The sequence below is a fragment of the Halobacillus sp. K22 genome (genome assembly GCF_052246795.1).
Lineage (GTDB): Bacteria > Bacillota > Bacilli > Bacillales > Halobacillaceae > Halobacillus.
The window spans coordinates 25,303-46,055 of sequence record NZ_JBQQCN010000033.1; the positions used below are offsets into that span (position 1 = coordinate 25,303).

Here is a 20,753-nt window from a genome sequence, read left to right on the forward strand (position 1 = left end):
ATAGTTAGGAGTGACTTTTATGTTTAAGCCCGTTCAGACAGAACACGCACCAGCCGCGATTGGACCTTATTCTCAGGCTAGCGATCTCGGTAATTTAGTATTTATCTCAGGACAAATTCCCCTTGACCCTGCTTCTATGGAATTTGTATCGGATGATGTTCAAGAGCAGGCTCATCAAGTAATGAAGAACATTGGAGCCATATTAGAAGAAGCAGGATTGTCATATAAAAATTTAGTTAAAATGAATATTTACCTGGATTCAATGGATGATTTCGCCACTGTTAATGAAATCTATGCCAGTTACTTAAGCGAACCTTACCCGGCACGTGCTGCCGTTGAAGTCAGCAAACTTCCCAAAGGTGCCAAAGTAGAAATTGAAGCCATTGCTTCCCGCCAATAAAAGGAAAAGCAGAGCTCTCGAAGCTCTGCTTTTTTAATCCTCATCTTTAACGTCAGGGTCGTCCGGGATAGGTTCACTTAAATAATCCTGAATCATTGCCCGGTATTTCTCCATCTGTTCCAGGTGAGTACTGAATTGGTTCTTATTAATAAGATATTGTTCACCATCATAGACAGCTCGTATTTTATTCCCTCTAATCATTTTCTTCACATACTCCTCAGGTACATCCAAAAACTCTGCTGTTTCAATTATAGTTAAATACACTTTTCCACCTTCTTTTCTCTCCTTTCATTATAAAATAACGAACGGAAAATCATAACCTATATCCGCATTTTTTCAGGAATGGTTCTGTTACATCTCACTGCTTATTTATTATACGTCTCCTTTTCCACACAAAATGTGCGACGTAGAGTGTTCAATGTTTCCAGACGAGACTGAGGAGTTAGCCGCACTTCCTGTATTTCCTGTTTACACCGCTCGTCTGATTTATAGGATGAGCAAGCAAGTCGAATTTCCAAATATTAATATTTATTTTTATCACATGATTTAGTTTCTATATTACTATAACAGGGAAACTCTTATTTGAACCTAGAGAAAAATTACTAAGTGAGGTGTTGGATCATGAGTTCTAATGCATCTTCTGGTGCACAAAAAGCAAAAGATGCCAAAGAGGAAATTAAACCGTGGATCAGACGGCTGGCACGTTTCGGTTATATGGCCAAAGGTGTTGTTTATGCCCTGGTAGGAATCCTGGCCTTTATGGCTGCTATCGGCGTGGGCGGTAAGACGACAGGCACCTCCGGCATGCTGAGATCATTAGCCGGCGTCCCCACAGGCAATATCATTTTATGGATTATTGGAATTGGACTTATCTGTTATATTGTCTGGGTTTTTATAAAGGCTATCAAAGATCCTACAAATGAGGGCACAGGTGCCAAAGGAATTATTTCCAGAATCGGTTATATGGTGAGCGGTGTCGTATATGGAGCCCTGGCCCTCAATGCAATCAATATTGCTTCAAATGCTGGAAGCAGCAGCGGCGGTGGAGGTTCCAAGCAGACAATGTCTGCTAAACTGCTCGCACAACCATTTGGAGCCTGGATTATAGGAGCTGTTGGAGTCATTATTATTGGATATGGTCTTTATGAATTGATTGGCGGTGCCACGCAGAAGTTCCTTAAGAAATTCAGAACCGGAGAAATGGATCACCACGAATACAATGTGGCTAGAAAATCAGGTACCGCAGGACTAATCGCACGTGGTTCTGTTCTCGGTCTCATTGGGTATTTCTTCGTACAAACCGCCCTTACTTCCAATCCGGATCAGGCAAAAGGGCTTGACGGAGCTCTGTCTGAAGTAGCTCAGACCCCGTTCGGTCAATGGATTCTGGGTGTAGTGGCCGCAGGACTAATCCTTTACGGAATTTACCAGATCATACGAGGACGCTACGAACATATGAGCTTTGGTAAAAGAAAATAAAACACTAAAAAAGCCTTCCCACTTAAATGGGAAGGCTTTTCTGATATATTGCCGCGAATGTACCGACGACCACATTCGTCGTTTAGCTCTTAAGCTCATACTTCGTCTTACGCAAACAGCTCATCGCAATACTACTATACCACTGATCACCTATTATTACAATAGCCGTGCTTTGACACCACCTCATATGCTATACTAAACAAATTAATACATGGTTCAGGAGGCTCTCATGCTAACATTTGAAGAAAAAATATCGATTATAGAAGAATTTGAAGAATTGGATAGAAAAGAAGTATCACTAGGACGGTTAAATTATCATTTTGAGGAAAGTAAATATGATAAAAAAATCGTCGTCTACCGCCTTCACCCGAATGGAAATGGTTTTGTATATACGGGAGAATTAGAGGATTATCCGACGGATCAAAAAGGGATGACCAATATTAAAGATTACGAAGCGGATGACTTAAGGACCATTATCCGGCACTCTATTGACTCTCTTTCGCTGACTCAGGCAGAAAAAAATCCAGTTATGGAAGAATGGTTAAATCAGCACGACCAGGCCCTCATTCTTATGAGGGAAGATGATGGTTATAACGTGTACGCAGAAGAACAGCTTGAAGGTACTTTCAACTCCTACGAAGAAGCTGTGAACTTTTTAGAGCAAGAAGGATTCAGCCGCCTGTAAGATGGGTATCTGAAACTGAGGGCATATGCTGCCCACCCGCGATCGCAATTCTGTTTTCTTGGGCATACACTATCTTACATTCAGTTAGGAGACCCAAAAAATGGAGGCGCAGATGAATAATTTCTTGTATAACCAGAACGAATGGCAGCGAGGTACTGGAATTTTTATCGAAGCTTATGCTCATGGTGATGTCAATGGCGACAAGGTCCAGGATCACATATACGTGACAGGACAAAAGGTGGAAAGCAGCCCTTATGTTACTCACATTACTTTAGTAATTCAGGACGGATTTTCCGACCAGTTTTACTACATCCCCCTCCCAAACGGTCAGGGTTACCAGCCCAGGATTTTTCTGGGGGATTTCACAGGTAATGGAATAGACGATATCTTAATAAGTATTAACTCCGGCGGCAGCGGAGGATTCGGTTATTACTACCTCTATTCCTTCGTGAACAATCAAGCTGTCCTGTTATTTGATTATGAGAATTTTAATGAATGGTATGATTATACAGTTACCTACAAAGATCAATTTAGAGTAGAAGTTGAAAATAAAACGCTTCAGCTAACTTTTTTAATCGACCTCAGCAACCGTGATTCAGAATATTTAGCAGAAATCTATAACGAGAACGGAACACTAAAACAGCCTTTGAACGGATGGGTTTCGGGCTTAAATCAACTCTATCCCATTGATTTTGATGGCAATGGTGTCTATGAACTGTATGCCTTGCAGCGAGTCGTCGGCAGATATAATGCGGACCAACTCGGACTGATTCAGACACCTTTGGCTTTTAGAAATGGATTTTTCTCACCTTTTCTTAATAATCAGTATGCGGCTGTGCCTGGTGTGAATGGGGTGTAAATGCCCCTTTTTTTCGCAGCATTATACGTTACTTATTTTATTTCCACATGGGAGGATACCGACATGGCAAATTTGAATGAAAAAATGGCCGATTACTTCAAAGAACATCAAACTATACTCGTCAACGAACTTTTACCTCGCACACTTGACCAACTTGAGATTGACTATTCTGATGGAGATTTAAATTATCATTATGATATGCTTCGCAAGCTGTTAGACCGTGTAGCTAAAAGCTTACTGAGGACCAATGAAGAGACAACCGCTGCGGAAATCGGTTATGATTCCGAAAACTACTTCTACCAAAAAGGCGTGCTATTAAAACAAACCATCGATGTCCTCAGCGTTTTCCGCCTTTCTTTACTTAAACATATGCGCAAAACCGACTTGGTCAGTGAGGGAAGAGTAGAAGAAGGATTTATTGTTTCCGAACAAATTGTGTATGCCTTTGATGCAGCCATTCGGGCAACCACTGAAAATTATAATAAAACAAAAGAAAAAGAACATGCTGAAATGGAAAAACATTTAAATGCGATCTCTACCCCTGTTGTTCTAATCAACCATCATCAAGCCGTCCTTCCACTTGTAGGAGAATTCTCACAGGACAGGTTCGAGGTAGTTATGGACCAAACGTTACATAAAGTTAAAGAACACAGTCTCCATATTCTTTTCATCGATTTTTCCGGTATTGCAGACTTTGATACGATCTTTATCAACGATCTATTTAATTTAACCAGGACAATTGAACTTCTAGGCACTCGCACTGTTTTAACAGGTATCCGCACCGAAATGGCAATGGCCGCCATTCAGGCAGGAATGAATTTTGATCAGTTGGAAACCTACAGCGATCTTCGTCAGGCGCTTGAATCAATAAACCAAGGAGATTAAAAAAATTCTGAAGAGTAAGGAGAGGAAATATGATAAGAGTGGCTCTACTGAGTAAATGGCATGTTCACGCTGCCGACTATGCGGCACAGGCTCAAGAAAATCCCGGGATTACAATCTCATCCGTCTGGGATGAGGATCCCGTTAGAGGGAAAGAGTGGGCAGAGGAATTGGGAGTTCCATTCGTCCAGGATCTTACCACCCTTCTTTCTGATTCAAGCATTGATGCAGTGATTATCGCATCCCCTACAAACCAGCACAAGAACCTGATTTTAGCGGCTGCTAAACATGGGAAGCATATATTCACAGAAAAAGTATTAGCTTTTTCCGTAGCAGATTGTGAACAAATCTTCTCCGCTGTAGATAATGCAGGCGTTGAACTGATGGTTTCCCTCCCTCGTCTGACCGATGACTACTTTATCTACGCAGAGGAAGCCGTCAAGCAAGGGCTGCTTGGCCGAATAACGATGGTAAGATGCCGGGCAGCTCACAACGGAGCTGTTCCTACTGACACAGCCCCTTTAGGCTGGCTTCCGGAAACATTCTTTAACCCCGCCCAATGCGGAGGTGGGGCTATGATTGATCTCGGTGCCCATCCCATTTATCTTGCTAACCGTTTATTAGGTACACCTTCCACTGTTACCGGACCTCTGCAGCAAGTAACAGACCGGGGTGTGGATGACCAATCGGTTGCTGTAGTTGAATATACCAGCCAGGCTATGGCCGTTCTTGAGACCAGTTTTATTTCTTCAAAAAGCCCGTTCCAGCTCGAGTTATACGGAACGGAAGGTACATTGATGATCGAAAATCGGGAAATCCGAATCAAGAGCACAAAAATGGACACAGAAGAGTGGACGAGCCCTGCCGACATTCCTGAGTCACTCCCCCTTCCTATTCACCAGTGGGCAGCATCGATTGAAGAAAGAACAAGTCCTTCCATCACCAGGACTGATGCATGGAATTTAACTTTAATCAATCAGGGAGCTGCTTTATCACAAAAAAGAAATAGACGAGTCGATTTGCAGGAATTGAACCTTTCAAAATAAATGGATCCTCTGTCTCATGAAGCCGTTATATGGGGCAGAGTTTGATTTAATATTATAAATCACGCACAAGAGTTACTAGTGTTCGCTGCCGATTTCTATACCATTCAACCGAAGACTCCCCCGTGTAAACGAATTGGTTCTTCTGGAAGAAATGTAAACTTCTTTCATTATCATCGTAGACTTCCACATATACCTGATTGACGTACTTACGCTGTTTGAGTTCCTTTAAAAACAGATTCAAAGCCTTGGTTCCAATCCCCTGGTTTCTCTGAGAAGCTAATACGATTCCAAGGTAATTCTTCTCTCCATCAAAGAAAAGCTCTATTTTCCCAAGAAGCAACCCATTGACTTCCACCGCTTTCAAAAAGTATTGAGGTTTATCTCCACGAAAGTATTCTGAAAAAGAATTTAGAAAGTGTTCATAGGTTCTCGGATGTTCAATCCCTGCATTTCTCTGAATCTCTTTATCAAGTTCCCATAAATACATAGGCTGCAAGTGGGATTCTTGGATGTCTACAAGTTGCACAGTTTCCGGCAATCAATCCACCTCCTAAAATATGGAGTACAAACTATCTTTACTAATGTAACACGAAAATTTTCCTTCATCTACCAGTCTGGTAACGGCTATTACGTGGTTTGAGAGGGAAAGCCTAAGGGAAGCGACAGATATACTTATATAATATCAAGGTTGAATATTCGCTTTTACAAATATCATTACATACGAGGTGACGACATGAAAAACGTAACAACTGTATTTTGGAGCGCCCTTGCTATATGCGTCCTGGTGGTAGGATGGGGTTCCGTTGCTCCTGGAAATTTGAAGGAAGTAACTACCGAAACGACTAGTTTTATTGCTAATCGATTTGGATGGTATTATTTATTAATTGTTATGGTCATTTTTCTGTTTTGTGTCTTTTTAACTTTTTCTAAAATTGGACACCTGAAATTAGGGAAGAAGACCGAAAAACCTGAGTTTTCCCTTCCCACGTGGTTTGCTATGCTCTTCAGTGCGGGGATGGGCATGGGGCTTGTATTCTGGACAACATCTGAACCCATTGCACACGCTTTTAAAAATGCACCTGAAGCTGAAGTTGGTTCTGATGAAGCCATAAAGGAAGCACTGCAGTACTCTTTTTTTCACTGGGGTATCAGTGCCTGGGCTGTTTATGGACTAGTAGCGCTTGTCCTCGCCTATTTCAAATTCCATAAAGGTTTTCCCGGTCTCGTAAGCGCGACCCTCATTCCCTTGCTCGGTGAAAAAAGCATGAAAGGAATACCAGGAAAGGCAATCGATACATTAGCAGTAGTAGCTACCGTATTCGGTGTTGCTGCTACGCTTGGTTTTGGGACGGCTCAAATTAATCAGGGGCTTTCCTTTTTGTTCAATGTTCCTGCAAACTTTACTTATCAATTAATTATTCTTACAGTCTCCACTGCCTTATTTATTTTTTCTGCCTGGAGCGGAATTAGTAAAGGTATTAAATATTTAAGTAACATCAACATGGTCCTTGCGGTTATTCTATTAATCTTATTATTTATTGTAGGGCCAACTCAGTATATTTTAAATATGTTCACCAATACGCTTGGCGGTTATATTACCAATTTCATTTCCATGAGTTTCAATATTGCCCCTCTCAATGAAGGGAACCGCACATGGATTAATGACTGGACCATCTTTTATTGGGCCTGGTGGGTGTCGTGGTCACCGTTTGTCGGGATCTTCATTGCAAGAATCTCGCGCGGGCGCACTATCCGTGAATTCATGGCAGGGGTGCTGCTGGTACCTTCGCTGATCTGTTTCGTTTTCTTTACCGTCTTCGGCGTGTCAGCGCTCAACCTTGAACAATATGGGATTGCAACTATATCGGATTATTCTCTGGAAACGGCTACTTTCGCTGTTTTGCAAGAATATCCTTTAGGTGTACTGATGTCGTTTATTACTATTTTTGTCATCGCAATTTTCTTTATAACGTCAGCTGATTCAGCAACTTTTGTGTTAGGCATGTTATCCACTTCAGGAGCTATAAACCCTTCAGGAATTGTTAAAATTACCTGGGGTCTTGCTTTATCCGCCATGGCTGGTATTATCATCTATTTTGGAGGAACCCAGGGACTGCAAAATATGTTAATTATAGCTGCCCTCCCATTCTCTATTGTCCTACTCATGATGGGAGCCTCTTTCTTTAAAGAAGCCAGCAGAGAAGCATCTGCTGAGAATAATAAAACGAAATCCAGAAAAATGAGCGCCACTTCTTAAACCTAGTTATACGTATTCCCAGGTAAGCAAACCTAAGCTTACCTGGGATTTTTTTATGCTCTATTTTCCAGTTATCTATGTTGAAAGAGGTTGTTTAATGTTTATTGTGACTTATTAAACAATCGGACCGTTTACTTTAAGACTCAGTTTCGAGATATTTTGTAGAGAAAGGGGCTCCAGGGAACGACTCGCTTTCCGCGGCCCTGCACGACGCAGGGTCGTTCGACGTTGCCACAGGACGTGGCGATCTTAGTCGAACATCCCTTGTGGTGAGCTTCCTCAGGCTTCGCCTTCCGGGATCTCACCGATTATGTTCATCCCGCAGGAGTCTTCGCCGTTCCCTTCTTTGCGATCATAGAGAGCTCAAAAGTCTTTGCATAAACACCTTCCCATGAACAAGGATCATCTATAACCCACCTTTATTTTCACCGTTTGTTTAGGTGTAGGAACCCTGTTATAGAAGCAATTGAGGCAGATGCAGCTTGGCTCCTGTCTTCTATAGCAGGGCCCGTTCACTAGATATCGTTGGGTGGCGGAGGAAACGACGAAACTCCCAATTTGAAAGCGGAAGCACCTTGGTCAGCGGCGTATGGACTGGACAGAGCTGGGGGAGATAAAGAAAACACGAAGAGCGGAGCGAGGCGATGTTGCCTTATCGTACAGAAGCGAGGGAAGTCTCACTAGCCGCTAGGTGCTGGAGCTGGATAGCACTCCATGCGGTTTAGGCAGTGGCTTATGATTCCATCTGTCGTTAGTGTAAGAACGGGAGAAGGAGCTAGGCGAGACCCCACATGGAGTGTTAACGACTGAGGAGGCTTGTGGTAAAAGGAGGATCGACTAAGATCGCCACGTCCTGTGGCAACGTCGATCGACCCTACTTCGTGTAGGGCCGCAGGAAAGCGAGTTGTTTCCGTAGCCACTCCATCCTTTCTTTAGCAACGGACCCAATTTATCTCGAAATCAAGTCTTAAAGTAACGGGAGCTTTTTTTGTATAGATATTTTTCCATTAAATACGTCTCCAGACCTATCAAAAATACGTCCAGGGATTAAAGTCAGCCACCGTACAATCAGGCTATGATAAAAGCAATCAGAATTTGTATTCAATTTGTAAAATTTTTGTTTAGGAGGAAAATACACTCATTTTTTCATGAGGTAGATATATAATTATCTTTAGGTCTAAATCCAAAAAAAACAGTAACAAAGGAGGAAATACCGTATGAAAGCCCTGCAATTCATCATCCGCCGAAAAATTATGGTGGGACTTCTCTCCGTACTTATAGTCCTTATTGGTGGCTACGCTGTCCTTCACCTGGATGAAGAACTTCTCCCTTCATTCACTGTAGACATGGGTTATGTCAACGTATACGCCGGTGATCAATCTGCTGCCGAAGTGGAACGAACGATCACCACACCACTTGAAATACAGCTGAAAGGTGTAGAAGGTGTTAAAGAAGTCAGCTCCACTACCTATGCAGGGCAGAGTTCCCTGCAAATTGAATTTGAACAAGGAAAAGGCGAAGATTCCATAAAAGAAGTGGAAGCTGTAGTGAACGCCTCCAAGCCTGACCTCCCCGATGTAGAAAAGATTGAATCTGGTCAATACGGAACTACTCAGAGTTATCAATTCTTTCTTGATGTATCAGGCGGAGATTTAAAAGAAATGACGGTATTTGCCAAAGATATTTTGGAGCCAAGATTAGAAGAACTTCCTGAGGTGAGAGATGTTGACTTGTCAGGGGTCCTGGAACAAGAAGTAATGATTGAGTTTGACCGCGAGGCTTTAGACGAAAACCGACTGGATATCAACCAAGTCACAGGGGTTATCCAGCAGGCTAACAGTGAAAGTACTTTAGGAGACTTAAACGGTGAAACAGATTCCCCTTCTCTTCGCTGGAATACCACTGTTGAACAGTTGAACGATATAAAGTCTATAGATATTCCAACACAAGACGGCTTCATCTCGCTCGATAAACTAGCATCCGTCTCCTTACAGCCTAAAGAAAACTCTTCTTTCGTGTGGAAGAATGGCACTAAAGACTTTATCTTTGCTCAAATCGGAGGCGCTGATGGTTTTACGGATATTGAAACGGCAGAAGCTGTCCGTGGTGAGCTTGAATCTATTAAAGAGGAAGGTCTGACGGAGAGTTTCCAAGTGAATGAAATTGTCGCTCAGGCTGACTATGTAAAAGATTCTATAGACGGGGTTACAAGCAACATCCTTATTGGTGGAGCTATCGCCATTGCGATACTGCTGTTGTTTTTAAGGAACATACGAGCAACTATTATTATTGGCGTGTCGATCCCTACTTCAATTTTGCTTACTATGGCAAGCATTTGGATATTAGATTACAGTTTAAATCTTCTTACCCTGATTGGACTCGGGCTCGGCATTGGTATGATGGTCGATTCCTCCATTGTTATCCTGGAGTCGATTTACCGTAAGAAAGAACAGGGACTGGAGCAGATTACCGCAGTGCTAGAGGGAACCCGAGAAGTAGCAACAGCTGTACTCGCCTCCATGCTCACCACCATCGTTGTCTTCCTGCCTATCGGCCTGCTAGGCGGAGAAATGGGTCAATTTATGATCGTACTTTCTATTGTACTGGCCATTACGCTGATCAGTTCCGTTATCGTTTCTTTTACGCTTATTCCTGCTTTATCCGAGCGTTTCTTAATGCATAAAAGAGCTAAAAAATCTAATAAAGAAAGTTCGTGGATAAAGGGTTACGGACAAATGACAGCGTGGATTGTCAGGAAAAAGCGTTACAGCGCCGCTGTCATCAGTCTTTTTATTCTTATGTTTGCAGGCTCCCTGTTCTTAGTCACTAAAATCCCAATGACGATCATGCCTGATATGTTCAATCGGTATGCCGAAGTCATTGTGGATTTCGAATCAGGATTAGCGAGTGAGGATAAAGAAGAGCTCGTTCAACAAATGAATGACAGTCTTAAAAATGTTCAAGATGTAGAATCCAATTATATTATTGATGACGGCAGTATGTTTTACACCATTATTAATATGACGAAAGATAAAGAAATCACGGAAGATCAGGAACTTGTAAATGAAAACATATTCCGAAGCTTACGCGACCTGCAGGATACACAGCCGATCCAGTCCGTTCAAAGTGCAATGTCGGGAGGCGGCGGTTTCCCTGTTGAGGTTCAGATTAAAGGAGATTCCTTTGAAGAGTTAAACTTGCTGGCGAAGGACTTTGCCAATGAGTTAAAAGACATTGACGGGTTGGAAGGGGTTACCACTTCCATAGATCGCACCACTAAGGAAGAAGTGGTTGAAGTAAAAGAAAACGTTGTGAAAAATGCTGGCCTGACAGCTGAGCAATTAAAGCTCTCCATAGAGCAGGCCTTACTGGATACATCTATTGCCGAAGTAACGCTCGATGAAGAACAAGTACCTGTCATTGCCCGCTGGCAAGAGGAAGCAGATACAAGCCAAGCATTGATGGACTGGACGATCCCCACAGAAGACGGCAACAGGAAATTGTCTTCTTTTATTGTATTAACGCCTTTCGACACCCCTAATGAAATCAGCCACGTCGACGGAGAGCGATTTGTATCCGTATCTGCTGACATTGAGGGAAGGGATTTGGGCGCGGTAAACAGAGATGTTCAAAAAGTAATCGAAAACTTTAATACACCTGCTGGATACGATCTTTCGGCAGCAGGGGATCTTGAACAGCAGCAGGAGTTAATCCAGGAAATGATCCTTATCCTCGGAATTGCGGTCTTTCTTGTCTACCTTGTTATGGCTGTGCAGTTTAACCATTTGTTCCATCCACTCATCGTCATGTCTGTCATTCCAATGACCATCGTTGGTGTCATTCTAGGACTTTTCTTAACCCAGCGTGAACTGAGTGTGATGTCCGGAATGGGTGTGGTGATGTTGATCGGGATCGTGTTGAACAATGCCATCTTATACATTGACCGTACCAATCAACTTCGAAGGCAAGGCTACCGAGTTGAAGAATCACTTATAGAAGCAGGAAAAAATCGAATGCGGCCTATTTTTATGACCAGCCTCACGACGGCCGGCGGTATGCTACCTCTAGCTCTTGCTACAGGGTCTGCCGGAAATTATCAGGCTCCTATGGCTACTGTCATCATTTCCGGGTTGCTGTTCGCTACTGTAATTACCCTGGTGCTTATCCCTGCGGTGTACCGCCTGTTCTCAAAAACTGAGCGCAAAGAAAAAATGGATATGGAAAATCCACCGTTTAATAAGTCAGCAGGATAATTGTTTATGTAGAGGAAAGGCAGGTACTGGTTAACCCACACCTGCCCTTCCTTTTTCCTATAAAGATATACACTAGATTACCAGCTGGCTTTCTTTACACCAGGAATTTGCCCTTTATGGGCGAGTTCGCGGAAAGCAATACGGGACATATCAAATTTTCTCATATACCCTCTAGGACGGCCGGATATTTCACAACGACGTTTCACACGTGTTGGCGATGAATCACGGGGGAGCTTACGCAAAGCTTCATAATCCCCTGTTTCTTTAAGCTCGCGCCGCTTTTCGGCATAAAACACTGCCATCTCTTCACGCTTTTTCTCTTTAGCGATTTTGGATTTTTTAGCCATATGATTTACTCACCCTTTCTTTATAAAAAATAGTGTATTTTATTAGATTCAATTATTTCTGGCTTTAAGCATCTGTTACGATCCAGCTACTTCCTAGTGCAATACCTAAATAGTAACGATTACGATTTTATCCTTTTACCGCACCTAGTCAAGTCAACAACCTTCAATTACCCACTTTCACACAAATTCCGTCATTCTTCCTGGTTTACACTCACTTATAAAAAGGAATCCTAACTATTACACCCTTACTAAAAAAGGAGACTACATATGACGGTAAAAGTTCCGAAAGACAGGACATTGGATAATACCCTTGCAATGTTCAAGGATGGTTATGAATTCATTTCCAAACGTGTGCAAAGCAATCACCTGGATGTTTATGAAACGAGGGTTCTCGGAGAAAAGGTCGCGCTTCTCAGCGGTGAAGAAGGGGCAAGACTTTTCTATGACACGAGTCGAATGAACCGGAAAAATGCTCTTCCGGGCCGAGTGCTGAAAACACTCTTTGGAGAAGACGCTATTCAGACAATGGATGGAAAAGCTCACACTCACCGTAAACTTTTATTCATGTCTTTAATGACACCTGAAGCACTCGCTTCCTTAAAAGTCATTACAGAAAAACACTGGGACCATTTCGCAAGTAAATGGGAAGGTAAGAAAAAAGTGGTGCTTTACGATGAGACGCGGGAGTTACTATGCCGCACAGCCTGCGAGTGGGCTGGAGTACCTTTAAAGGAAAAAGAAGTAGAAAAACGAACCCGCGACTTAAGTAACATGATCGATGGTTTTAGCGCTGTAGGTCCGAAACATATCGAAAGCCGAAGAGCACGAAAGCGTACAGAGAAATGGATTGAAGATTTAATTCTCGACGTTCGCGAAGGAAAACAATCGGCTCAAAAAGGCACGGCAATCTTCGAAATGGCTATGCATAAAGACCTGCACGGAAATCCTTTGGATGCTCGAATGGCTGCCATCGAACTAATCAACGTCATTCGTCCCCTTGTTGCTATATCCAAATTTATTACTTTTGGAGCTTTGGCTTTCTATCAATTCCCTCAAACGATTGCAAAAGCAGCCAATGACGATGACTACCTTTTGAGATTTACTCAAGAAATTCGCCGTTACTATCCTTTCGTCCCTTTCCTCGGGGCACGAGTCGATCATGACTTTACGTGGCAGCAGTATAATTTCAAAGAGGGCCAGCTGGTTATGATTGATATTTACGGAACAAACCACGACCCTCGCCTATGGGAAAATCCAGATGACTTCAACCCTGATCGTTTTCTGAACTGGAATGGGGGTTTATTTGATCTCATTCCTCAGGGAGGCGGTGACTATTATAAAGGGCACCGTTGCCCAGGCGAGCAGCCTACGATTGAAATAATGAAAACCAGTTTCCGTTATATGACGAACCATCTCGATTATGAGGTGCCGAAACAGGATTACAGCTACAGTTTAAGAAAAATGCCAGCCTTACCGAAAAGTGGATTCGTTATTAAAAACGTCCAACGCCAATAAAAATAAGCCCGGTTCCTATCCAAGGAATCGGGCTTATTTATGCTCAGGCTCTATTAAACTTTCAAGTTGATATTAAAGTAAAGCTCCCATTACTTGGAGAATCGGTTTCGAGTTAACTCGGGTCCATTTTCAAAAAAGGATGGGGCGGCTACGGAAACAACTCGCTTTCCTGCGGCCCTACACGAAGTAGGGTCGATCGACGTTGCCACAGGACGTGGCGATCTTAGTCGATCCTTCTTTTACCATAAGCCTCCTCAGTCGTTAACACTCCTTGTGGGGTCTCACCTAGCTCCTTCTCCCGTTCTTACACTAACGACAGATGGAATCATAAGCCACTGCCTAAACCGCATGGAGTGCTATCCAGCTCCAGCACCTAGCGGCTAGTGAGACTTCCCTCGCTTCTGTACGATAAGGCAACATCGCCTCGCTCCGCTCTTCGTGTTTTCTTTATCTCCGCCAGCTCAGTCCAGTCCATACGCCGCTGACCAAGGTGCTTCCGCTTTCAAATTGGGAGTCTCATCGTTTTCTCCGCCACCCCAACGATAGCTAGTGAACGGACCCTGCTATAGAAGACAGGAGCCAAGCTGGATCTGTCTCAAATGCTTCTATAACAGGGTTCCTACACGTAAACAAACAGTAAAAATCAAGGTGGATTATAGATGATTCTTGTTCATGGGAAGGTGTTTATGCAAAGACTTTTGAGCTCTCTATGATCGCAAAGAAGGGAACGGCGAAGACTCCTGCGGGATGAACATGATCGGTGAGATCCCGCAGGGCTGTTAAGCCCGAGGAAGCTCAGCGCATGCCCGCGGAAAGCGAGCCGTTCCCTGGAGCCCCTTTCTCCACTCAATATCTCGAATCTGAGTCTTCCACAAACCGGCCCTATTGCGTAATAAGCCTATTATGAAAAATCCACAGCAAACTTTAGCAGAGGCTATGCTTTAAGTCCTGTGTCCACTTTATAGAACTTATAGAGATCTTTTATTACAACTTTAACCACTGAGTACAACGGAACAGCAATCAGCATTCCTATGAAACCATATAACGGAGCAGCTACAACCAGAAGCAGAATGATAGTTAAAGGATGAATATGGAGCCGGCTGCCAAGTACGACAGGGGCAACAAGATTCCCTTCCAGCTGTTGTACGATAATTAATGTAATAATGACATACAAAGCCATCTGCGGATCCTGCATGAGAGCAACGACAATCGCCGGAATGGCACCAATAATCGGACCAATAAAAGGAACTATAGCTGTTACGGCAACAAATATACCAAGGATGAGGGCATAGTCAAGCCCAATGATTAAATACCCAATGTAAGACAGGATACCATCCACCAGTGCTACGGTCACCTGTCCTATAATGTAAGCGGCAAGCGTTTGATCGACATCCCTAAGCAGCTTCTTCCCTTCTTTTTGATGTCCTTTGGGCAGCCTATTTCCAATAAACGGGATTAATTTGTGGCCATCTTTCAACAAAAAGAACAAAACGAAAGGCACAATGATTAAAACAGTTGCAGCACCTGCGAATGCTGAGAAAATACCCGTAATATTATCCAGAATCCCTTGAATCATATCCCCAAAAAATTGATTAGCCTTATGGGTCAGGGATTGACCAGAAAGCATCCCCATATCATTCTCTTGAATCTTTTGCTCAGCCTCCTTGGCTGCGCTTTTCATTTTCTCAGGCAATTGAGAAATATTGTTCACTTGTTTTTTTATCGTTTCAGCCAGCAAAGTGTAAGCTACATAAAGAAGCCCGGCTATCCCTGCAAAAACGGTTAGTATGGCCACAGGACGAGGGAAAAACTTCCGCTTTGATATTAGTTCTACCAACGGCCGCATCAGATAAAACAGAAACCCCGCAATGAGAAATGGATAGAAAAGGGTTCCGATGACTGTAGCGATCGGTTTAAAGAATTCGAGCAAATTTAAAAAGAAAATACATATTAACACTAGTATAATAGCGGTTAAATATTTGAAAAAAGGATGCTTAATCCACATAGTCACTCTCCTGACATTTTACTGACTTTATCTTCCTTTTAACACATTCACTAATTTAGCTCGGGATAAACAGCTAAATTAAAAAAGAACTCCAATAATTTGGTTTTTTTACAGAGATCATGATTTTTCTGAAAAAATTGTTACAGCTGATCAATCTGAAACTTAGCCGCTGGTTAAATTGAGGACTCAATTCAGCTTCAGAACCATCCTATATGTTAGGTTTTTTAACATATTAGGTGGTTTATTTATATTTATGTTAGGTTATCTAACATAAAGAGTGACAAAATATTTTTTATGTTTTATCCTAAGGATAATTCATGAAAAGGAGACGGCGTGGATTTGCCTTTTCTTTTCACCCGTATAGCTTTGAAAAAATTTAAATCTGAATGTTGAGGTGGGCCTTATGAAAAATCATTTACGCGATGCAGTAGAAACCATGAAAGAGCACTATATCAAGAAGTTAATCAATTCAGGGATGGTTCAGTCTACGGATGAGGCTCTACAATCATTGACATTAACTCAACTGGAAGCGTTAGTAAAACGGCTCGATCGGCCTGGTCCCTGAATTCTCAGAAGGAGTCCTTTGGTTATAAACATTTAAGGAGGAGAAAAGATGTCTTCTTACAAGGATAAAAAAGTAATCTCCATAGGGACAGTGAATGAATTAACTGGTTTATCCCTCCGGCAGATACGATACTATGAGGAACGAGAATTAATCTTCCCTGAAAGAACTAAAAGAGGTACAAGAAAGTATTCTTTTGCTGATGTTGAAGTATTGCTTCAAATTGCAGACAAGCGTGAAGAAGGGGTTCAAACTTTTGAAATCAGAAAAGATATGCAGCGATCCGGTGATAAGCAAAAGGTGTTTGAGCGTATGCTGAGAGGACAGATCAACGCTCATTTTAAAATGAAATAGCCAATAAAAAAGCGAGATAATAATTGGACGCTCCTCCAAATGTTATCTCGTTATTTTATGGCCACGGACCAGAATATCTCGAAACTGAGTCTTACAGTATCCGGCCCGATTGTTCGAGAACTCTCTTATTAAAATTCACAACTACTTATATAACAAACTATTATTCTTTAGGGTAAAGGCTTTGCAGGTGGGTGATCGAAGCATGAATCAACTCTTTTAAAACGTCCTGGTTAATGTCTTCCACTTTATTAATGTACACACAGGCTTTCCCTGTCGTATGTTTGCCGAATTTCTGTAACAATTCTTCCCGGCGGGGCTCTCCCGGTGAAAAGTATAAACTGATCTTCGCCTTACGAGGGGAAAATCCCACAAGAGGAGCATCGCCTTCATGACCAGAGGCGTATTTGTAATGATAAGACCCAAATCCAATAATACTGCTCCCCCACATTTTCGCTTCATACCCAGTGGTTTCCGCGAAAATATCCAGGAGCCTGTAAGCATCTTCGCGTTTTTTAGGCTTCTCCACGGTTTCAATAAACGCTAGTACACTTTCATCATTTTCCCTGGTTTTTAATTCATACATCCTTTTTTCTCCCCCTTTATTCGGTTACGTTCATTTTATCATAACCGAGCGGGTGACTATCTCTCGTATCAGGCGTCCCCCTAAAACTTTTGTAGTTTTACCCTTAATGGAATAAAATACTAGTAGAGTTTTGGTCTTTAGTTTTCAGAGTAGTCCATTAAGAAGGAGTGTACATATGGAAAGACTATTTTACGGAACAACTGAAAATCAATTTGGGGAATTACGCTTACCAGAAGGAGACGGACCACATCCAGTAGCTGTGGTTATCCACGGTGGGTTCTGGAGAGATCGTTTTGGTCTCGAAATCATGAATGACGTCGCTGAAAGTTTAACTTCCCAGGGCTTTGCCACTTGGAATATTGAATATCGCCGGGTTGGGCAGGAAGGCGGGGCCTGGCCAGGTACTCTTAAAGATGCAGCAGAAGCGTGCGACTACCTGGTTCAGCTCAAAAACTCTCATTCTCTTGATCTCTCAAAAGTAGTAACCATCGGTCATTCAGCAGGGGGCCACCTGGCGCTTTGGCTTGCAGGGAGACATCGCCTCCCTGCAGCTAGTGAGCTGGTGACAAACAGTTCTCCCCTCCCGATTGCAGCGGCGGTTAGTTTAGCAGGGGTAAACGACTTACGCAAAATGTATGAGGTTCATCATAGGAGAGATGCTTCGCTTTCTTTGGAACCAGCCAATCCAACTGCGGAACTGCTTGGAGGCTCTCCCGATGAATACCCGGCACGATTTAAGGAAGCCAATCCTATAGAGCTTTTGCCCCTTAATGTGCCTCAAGTAATTGTGCATGGATCACTTGATATCCATGTTCCCGTTGGTATTAGTGATCACTACTACCAGATGACGGAAAATTTAGGTGACTTTATTAAATACGTAGAACTTCCAGAAGATGAACACTTTATGCTTACGGACGTTTCCTCTACTGCATGGGAAACTATTTTGGAAGAAATGAACCTGCTTAAAAATCATTTGTAATTGAAGAAAAATCCGTCTCAGGAAAGAGGCGGATTTTTTAATTTCTAATTCTTTTTGAGTTTCACATTGAGCTGAAAAAAGACCAGGTGACCTCCCATAAATCTAATGCCCTTCCCTATTTGGAACCAATCAGCGGATACTCTTTAATATATTGTGGATTCTCCAATTCTTCCATTATGAAATGAGCTATGTCCTCTCTTGATACCACCGGCTTAGAAAATTTAAAGTAGCCTGTCTGGTACTGTTTAGTGAGCTCACCTTCTTTCAGCCTTGGCGCTCTAATGATGGTCCAGTCTAAGTGTGTCTGAGCCAGGTGATTTTTGTGGTTCATAGAATCCTGCCATAGGTCTCTAGCCCTCCATTTTAATGCTGTCCCAAACAAGCGGCTCACCGCTCCTTGTTTCACATCCTGTTCGACGGCTATCCCTGACCTGTCAAACTTATGATTCGCCTGATGCTGTGTTCCTGCATGGCCCGAGTCATGTTTTTCGCTGACTGAGTGAGCAGGTCTTCAGGGTTATTTTTGGTATGACCCAGCACGCTTACTACCGCATCCTGGCCCGCTGCAGCTTTTTCTACATCCTCATACGTAAGAGCACTTCCCTCTATGATTTGAAGGTTTTCAGCATGAGGGTGGATCAATTTGTGCTTTCCTCTTACAAAGGCGGTCACTTCATGTCCACGCTCAAGCGCCTTCCTGACTAACGGATGACCAGTCCGGCCGCTTGCACCAAAAATGATAATTTTCATGATTTCTCCTCCTTAGACATCCATTGAGACTGGTAGTCCATGATATATTGCAGTAATGATGTTGGCTGCGCGGAGGTCACTTTTTCATAGTCATACTTAATTCCTCCAGCAAGCCCTAACTTAGTCGGAGCATGAACACCAATAACCACATTCACAAATTTCTCATCTACACCGCGGTTGAGCATTGTTTTCTTGAATTGTTTAAACGTAGGATTGTCATAGTGAATAGGCACTTTTAGTATTTTGGTCATTTGGGAGGCGACTTCAAAAAAATCAAAAGCTTCAGCCCCTGTGATTACATATTTTTGAAATCGGTGTTTATCTGAATCTTTCAAGGAAAGTGCAGCAATATAAGCCACATCCCGGGCATCTACAAAACTGGTTTTTCCTTTTCCGGCAGGTACAAAAATACGATGCTTTTCCCGGATTTCGTTACGAAGGAAATCATTTAGATTCTGCATAAAGTATCCGGCTCGAACAAACGTGTAAGGAATACCTGATTTCTTGATCGTCTTTTCATTCTTAAAATGAGGTACAAATGGCATGTACTGGACATCCTTTAAAGAAAGATAGACGATATGCTTGATATTATTCTGACGTGCGGATTCTACAAACTGTTCAAATTGAATGCCTTCTCCAGGAGGATACATGAGAAAGACACCATCTATACCGCTTAGGGCTGGTGCAAAGGTTTCGGGCTTTGATAAGTCCAGCTCGACAAATTCATATTCATCCTCGTATTGTTTTTTAGCTTTTTCTATATTCCGAACGGCACAGCGAATAGATAACTGGAAGGATTTTAACTTTTTCGCTACTTCCTGGCCTACCTTTCCTGTAAAACCTGTCACTAAAATGGTCATGTTTTCCACGCCTTTCTCTCAGGTAAAGGTTTTCTAATTACTTCAACAGAGCGGGGATCTGGTCAGCCACCAACAGGAGAGGGGTTTTACTCCTTGTAGTTAAAGACACTAAAAATGCTCCTTCAATCATAGAATTTATAAGAACCCCCAGCTCTTCTGCTCTTTTTTCTGCATATCCATTGTTTTTTAACTTCTTTGCAAATGCTTGCTGGAATTGTTCATAAGCCGCGTGACAAGCCTGCCTGATCGGCTCGCTGGCGTTGGTTGTTTCAAGAGCTACAGCTGCAACAGGGACTCCGCTTGTTTCTCCTTCCCTCACGGCTTGATCAGCCAAGTCTTTTATAAAGTACTGGATGGCATTTACAGGCTCCTCCTGTTTCTCAAGCCCCCTTTCAATCCTTTCCGTTACTTTAGCTGTTGTAAGCTGAACGGCTTCAATCGCCAGCTGTTCTTTTCCACTGGGAAAATAGTAATAAAGTGATCCTTTCGGGGCCCCACTCTCTTTTGTTATCTGATTCAGACCTGTGCCGTGGTAGCCCTGTAGCTGAAATAATCTTGAAGCTGTTTGAATTAACCTTGTCCGGGAATTTTCCTTTTTACTCATAAACGTACCACCCTTTAAATTATACCAATTGGTCTATATATTATTAGTATAACTCTTTTTACTTTTTTGGCTCTGTTAAACTTCCGTGTTGATTTAAAGTAAAGTTCCCTTTTCTGTAAGACTTGATTTCGAGATAATTGTTGAGCGGAAGGTCCTTCGGGGGACGATTTCGCTTTCCGCGGGAATGCGCGGAGCCTCCTCAGGCTTGTAATGACCCCCAAATGTTGGACACCTCACGAAACCTAGGAGGGATCCACCATATGTCCAAACTTACTTCCCAAGAAAAACACTTGGCCGTACACCGCTATCTAACGGAAAATGTCAGTTTTCGAG

At 42.6% G+C, this 20,753-nt stretch carries 21 protein-coding genes; 12 read left to right on the forward strand and 9 right to left on the reverse strand.

The window, feature by feature from the left end; genetic code table 11:
• Positions 1 to 19 precede the first annotated feature (19 nt).
• Entirely contained in the window at positions 20 to 400 is a 381-nt protein-coding gene (locus tag ACTWPM_RS18455; protein ID WP_443134452.1) for a RidA family protein, read from the forward strand.
• A gap of 33 nt (positions 401 to 433) precedes the next feature.
• On the opposite strand, the gene ACTWPM_RS18460 is transcribed toward ACTWPM_RS18455, so the two are convergent.
• Complete coding sequence (locus tag ACTWPM_RS18460; protein ID WP_443134453.1) at positions 434 to 664, reverse strand: excisionase family DNA-binding protein; 231 nt, start codon at positions 662 to 664, stop codon at positions 434 to 436.
• Between the two features lie 357 nt (positions 665 to 1,021).
• Between ACTWPM_RS18460 and ACTWPM_RS18465 the strand changes: the two genes are divergently transcribed.
• The 5 genes from ACTWPM_RS18465 to ACTWPM_RS18485 all read left to right on the forward strand — a co-directional run bounded on the left by ACTWPM_RS18465 (position 1,022) and on the right by ACTWPM_RS18485 (position 5,351).
• Positions 1,022 to 1,879: a DUF1206 domain-containing protein gene (locus ACTWPM_RS18465; protein ID WP_443134454.1), complete on the forward strand. Its 858-nt coding sequence runs from the start codon at positions 1,022 to 1,024 to the stop codon at positions 1,877 to 1,879.
• A 229-nt stretch (positions 1,880 to 2,108) separates the two neighbouring features.
• Entirely contained in the window at positions 2,109 to 2,564 is a 456-nt protein-coding gene (locus ACTWPM_RS18470) for a hypothetical protein (RefSeq protein WP_443134455.1), read from the forward strand.
• A 100-nt stretch (positions 2,565 to 2,664) separates the two neighbouring features.
• Positions 2,665 to 3,423, forward strand: a complete 759-nt coding sequence (locus ACTWPM_RS18475) for a VCBS repeat-containing protein (RefSeq protein WP_443134456.1) — start codon at positions 2,665 to 2,667, stop codon at positions 3,421 to 3,423.
• A 63-nt stretch (positions 3,424 to 3,486) separates the two neighbouring features.
• Positions 3,487 to 4,308, forward strand: coding sequence for an STAS domain-containing protein (locus ACTWPM_RS18480; protein ID WP_443134457.1), 822 nt, complete (start codon positions 3,487 to 3,489; stop codon positions 4,306 to 4,308).
• 29 nt (positions 4,309 to 4,337) lie between these two features.
• Positions 4,338 to 5,351: a Gfo/Idh/MocA family protein gene (locus ACTWPM_RS18485; protein WP_443134458.1), complete on the forward strand. Its 1,014-nt coding sequence runs from the start codon at positions 4,338 to 4,340 to the stop codon at positions 5,349 to 5,351.
• 52 nt (positions 5,352 to 5,403) lie between these two features.
• Here the strand turns inward: ACTWPM_RS18485 and ACTWPM_RS18490 are convergent, their stop codons facing one another.
• The gene (locus tag ACTWPM_RS18490) at positions 5,404 to 5,889 is read right to left on the reverse strand and encodes a GNAT family N-acetyltransferase (RefSeq protein WP_443134459.1); all 486 of its coding nucleotides are present in this window, start codon (positions 5,887 to 5,889) and stop codon (positions 5,404 to 5,406) included.
• Between the two features lie 195 nt (positions 5,890 to 6,084).
• On the opposite strand from ACTWPM_RS18490, the gene ACTWPM_RS18495 reads away from it, so the two are divergent.
• Both ACTWPM_RS18495 and ACTWPM_RS18500 read left to right on the forward strand, forming a co-directional pair.
• Positions 6,085 to 7,608 carry a BCCT family transporter gene (locus tag ACTWPM_RS18495; RefSeq protein ID WP_443134460.1) on the forward strand — a complete coding sequence of 508 codons (1,524 nt, stop codon included), beginning with the start codon at positions 6,085 to 6,087 and terminating at the stop codon, positions 7,606 to 7,608.
• A 1,217-nt stretch (positions 7,609 to 8,825) separates the two neighbouring features.
• The gene (locus ACTWPM_RS18500) at positions 8,826 to 11,861 is read left to right on the forward strand and encodes an efflux RND transporter permease subunit (protein ID WP_443134461.1); all 3,036 of its coding nucleotides are present in this window, start codon (positions 8,826 to 8,828) and stop codon (positions 11,859 to 11,861) included.
• A 77-nt stretch (positions 11,862 to 11,938) separates the two neighbouring features.
• Here ACTWPM_RS18500 and rpsN read toward each other — a convergent pair whose 3' ends face one another.
• Complete coding sequence (rpsN, locus tag ACTWPM_RS18505) at positions 11,939 to 12,208, reverse strand: 30S ribosomal protein S14 (RefSeq protein WP_443134462.1); 270 nt, start codon at positions 12,206 to 12,208, stop codon at positions 11,939 to 11,941.
• A 267-nt stretch (positions 12,209 to 12,475) separates the two neighbouring features.
• Between rpsN and ACTWPM_RS18510 the strand changes: the two genes are divergently transcribed.
• On the forward strand, positions 12,476 to 13,723 hold the full coding sequence (locus tag ACTWPM_RS18510) for a cytochrome P450 (RefSeq protein WP_443134463.1): 1,248 nt from the start codon (positions 12,476 to 12,478) through the stop codon (positions 13,721 to 13,723).
• A gap of 934 nt (positions 13,724 to 14,657) precedes the next feature.
• Here the strand turns inward: ACTWPM_RS18510 and ACTWPM_RS18515 are convergent.
• A complete protein-coding gene (locus ACTWPM_RS18515) occupies positions 14,658 to 15,728 on the reverse strand; it encodes an AI-2E family transporter (protein ID WP_443134464.1) in 1,071 nt (356 codons plus the stop codon).
• Positions 15,729 to 16,131: 403 nt separating this feature from the next.
• Between ACTWPM_RS18515 and ACTWPM_RS18520 the strand changes: the two genes are divergently transcribed.
• Both ACTWPM_RS18520 and ACTWPM_RS18525 read left to right on the forward strand, forming a co-directional pair.
• Positions 16,132 to 16,293, forward strand: a complete 162-nt coding sequence (locus ACTWPM_RS18520) for a Fur-regulated basic protein FbpA (RefSeq protein ID WP_443134465.1) — start codon at positions 16,132 to 16,134, stop codon at positions 16,291 to 16,293.
• Positions 16,294 to 16,341: 48 nt separating this feature from the next.
• The gene (locus ACTWPM_RS18525; RefSeq protein WP_443134466.1) at positions 16,342 to 16,644 is read left to right on the forward strand and encodes a MerR family transcriptional regulator; all 303 of its coding nucleotides are present in this window, start codon (positions 16,342 to 16,344) and stop codon (positions 16,642 to 16,644) included.
• Positions 16,645 to 16,804: 160 nt separating this feature from the next.
• Here ACTWPM_RS18525 and ACTWPM_RS18530 read toward each other — a convergent pair whose 3' ends face one another.
• A complete protein-coding gene (locus ACTWPM_RS18530; protein ID WP_443134467.1) occupies positions 16,805 to 17,227 on the reverse strand; it encodes a DUF1801 domain-containing protein in 423 nt (140 codons plus the stop codon).
• 175 nt (positions 17,228 to 17,402) lie between these two features.
• Between ACTWPM_RS18530 and ACTWPM_RS18535 the strand changes: the two genes are divergently transcribed.
• Positions 17,403 to 18,206 (forward strand): alpha/beta hydrolase family protein, encoded by an 804-nt coding sequence (locus tag ACTWPM_RS18535; protein WP_443134468.1) that lies wholly within the window; start codon positions 17,403 to 17,405, stop codon positions 18,204 to 18,206.
• A gap of 115 nt (positions 18,207 to 18,321) precedes the next feature.
• On the opposite strand, the gene ACTWPM_RS18540 is transcribed toward ACTWPM_RS18535, so the two are convergent.
• From ACTWPM_RS18540 to ACTWPM_RS18555, 4 genes are all read right to left on the reverse strand, one after another.
• Positions 18,322 to 18,537 carry an NAD(P)H-binding protein gene (locus ACTWPM_RS18540; RefSeq protein ID WP_443134469.1) on the reverse strand — a complete coding sequence of 72 codons (216 nt, stop codon included), beginning with the start codon at positions 18,535 to 18,537 and terminating at the stop codon, positions 18,322 to 18,324.
• An 89-nt stretch (positions 18,538 to 18,626) separates the two neighbouring features.
• Positions 18,627 to 18,956: an NAD(P)-dependent oxidoreductase gene (locus ACTWPM_RS18545; protein WP_443134470.1), complete on the reverse strand. Its 330-nt coding sequence runs from the start codon at positions 18,954 to 18,956 to the stop codon at positions 18,627 to 18,629.
• Positions 18,953 to 19,816 carry an SDR family oxidoreductase gene (locus tag ACTWPM_RS18550; RefSeq protein ID WP_443134471.1) on the reverse strand — a complete coding sequence of 288 codons (864 nt, stop codon included), beginning with the start codon at positions 19,814 to 19,816 and terminating at the stop codon, positions 18,953 to 18,955. The genes ACTWPM_RS18545 and ACTWPM_RS18550 overlap by 4 nt, the downstream gene beginning before the upstream one ends.
• A gap of 37 nt (positions 19,817 to 19,853) precedes the next feature.
• Positions 19,854 to 20,420 carry a TetR/AcrR family transcriptional regulator gene (locus tag ACTWPM_RS18555; RefSeq protein WP_443134472.1) on the reverse strand — a complete coding sequence of 189 codons (567 nt, stop codon included), beginning with the start codon at positions 20,418 to 20,420 and terminating at the stop codon, positions 19,854 to 19,856.
• Positions 20,421 to 20,753: the final 333 nt, after the last annotated feature.